This window comes from Bacteroidota bacterium, assembly GCA_018816945.1.
GTDB lineage: Bacteria > Bacteroidota > Bacteroidia > Bacteroidales.
The window spans coordinates 1-2056 of sequence record JAHIVC010000026.1 but is presented as its reverse complement, the minus strand read 5'-3'; the positions used below and the strand labels follow the sequence as shown (position 1 = coordinate 2056).

Below are 2056 nucleotides of genomic sequence, written 5' to 3'. Positions count from 1 at the left end.
CAAACCATCGACATATCGATCATTGACAATATGATAAACTCCAGGCGAATAAATTACTTCGACCGTATCACCTATATCAAATTTAAATACCATATTTACTACTCCATTGTTTCTATGTTTATATAATCAATACTTACTTTCATTGAATCTGTAATGAAAGCCCCCGGCCATGGTACCTTTACATATGCACCTACATAAAAATTACCTGTTAAACTCAGATTTGAAGTTTTTACAAGTGTTCTGTTCTGATATATTTTATGTGAAACACCATTCGTTATAAAATGGAATACATCGTCATCCGATATACTCATCCCCTGGGTTTCATTGTTCACCCCGGATTTAATCCATAATACGCCCGCAGGGATATCAGCATTATAGCTAAAATAAATTCCGTCTGGTAAATTCTCAACGGCGGAATATATCCCAAAATTAAAAAGTTTTAATTGTCCCAAAGTTTGTGGTAAAAAATCAGTTATTTTAAATGACGCTTTCAAATTTGAAATAGGAAGCACGTTTTTGGATTGATAAGCAGCATATCCGGTTATAGCTCCAGAATCTAAATCCATTTTATGTTCTGCGATGTTTTCTGTCGCACTCCCGTTTCCTAACAAAGGAATATCCAGAAAATTAGTTACATCACCGTTATGGTTAAAATATTTAATTCCTGATAAAGGGATAGTGTTTTCAGGCATCAATCCGTTTTCATCAAGTATAGCATAGTTGCCCGGTACTGATTCAAGTTTACCGTTTTCACGCCTATAAATCGGCAAATTAATCACCTGTCACTTTTATGTAAATTGCCACATACAATTTATCCGTATTTGTGGTATTGGTAATTAATCGATACTGCCCCCTCTCATGTCTGAAATTAGCATACTCATCCACAATGTCTGAACCGATAGAGTTTTCTACTGCTAAAAATCGCAACCATAAATTTGGATTTTGTTTATGCTCGATGTAATATGATAATGCATCGGTAGAATTAACCTCGGCACTATTGACATGCTTTATCTCCATTTTTTCAAAAACATGCATGAATGGGACTTGAAAGTAAGCTGTAACATCTCCGGCAGTACAAATTATAACAGGCAAATCAAGTTTAAATCGACCTTCTCCCAAATTATTAACTCTGGCTAATAAATTTTCTGCTTTTATTTGTCCTAACCAGGTTTTAAGCTGTTCTGGAGTGGTTAGGGTATAATAATTATTATTTATTATATCCCGATCATCAATATCAATTAGACCCATTCAAGTTACCTCTGATACACAAATTGTATGCTCCCCTGGGGACATCGATTTTTTGTAGGTCACTGATTTTATTTCAGCAGGATTAATCGTGACTATTTCACTGTTTGCCAACGATCCCCATACTATACGGGCTTTCCCCAGGATATCACCACTAACATTTATTTTTAATTGGATTTTAGTGCCAGCAATACTACTTTCCAATGAATCTATTTTTAAGGGATATTTCGGAACAGTACCGCAAGTTTCAGCTAATCTAACTTTATCAGGGTAATTCTTAATAAGCCTATCAATAACACTTTTCATTGTGAATTTGGCGATAGAACAATTAAAAGACCGGTTATATGCTTTGTTAGTGAATAATACGGCTTCATACGAACTTATCGTTTTAGCTAATTCATTATACATTATATCAGCGGATTTAATACGCATCCTGAAATAATTACCATATGCCGTTTGTATTTGGCAGTCTGGTTTATAACGCATCCATTCAGCCGCTATCTTAGGATATTGGCCATCATAATAGCAGTTTTTTGACTGTGTAAAATCCATAAAATGTACTATGGTCATAATACCCTCATTGGATTAATTCAGCACATATGCTGTAAGTTCCTGCTTCGAAATATCGTTTAATAGTATAAACACCGTTAATTACTTTTAATGTTTCCTTTTCTGAACCATAGTTTAATACAAGTGGAACAGGGCTTCCTGATCCTTCAACAATTATTATTGTAATCTGTACAGGTGTTCCTATTTTTCCAGATTCAACAGGTAATGTTTTTGTAGAAATATCTGATATTCTATATTTTGT

4 protein-coding genes are annotated in these 2056 nt (G+C 34.2%); all 4 read right to left on the bottom strand.

Going from position 1 to position 2056, the window contains the following annotated elements; genetic code table 11:
• Positions 1-98 precede the first annotated feature (98 nt).
• Positions 99-779 (bottom strand): hypothetical protein, encoded by a 681-nt coding sequence (locus KKG99_05105; GenBank protein MBU1012362.1) that lies wholly within the window; start codon positions 777-779, stop codon positions 99-101.
• On the bottom strand, positions 772-1248 hold the full coding sequence (locus KKG99_05100; GenBank protein ID MBU1012361.1) for a hypothetical protein: 477 nt from the start codon (positions 1246-1248) through the stop codon (positions 772-774). The genes KKG99_05105 and KKG99_05100 overlap by 8 nt, the downstream gene beginning before the upstream one ends.
• The gene (locus KKG99_05095) at positions 1249-1815 is read right to left on the bottom strand and encodes a hypothetical protein (GenBank protein ID MBU1012360.1); all 567 of its coding nucleotides are present in this window, start codon (positions 1813-1815) and stop codon (positions 1249-1251) included.
• A 7-nt stretch (positions 1816-1822) separates the two neighbouring features.
• Positions 1823-2056, bottom strand: a 234-nt coding sequence (locus tag KKG99_05090; GenBank protein MBU1012359.1) for a hypothetical protein, incomplete at its 5' end; no start/stop codon positions are given.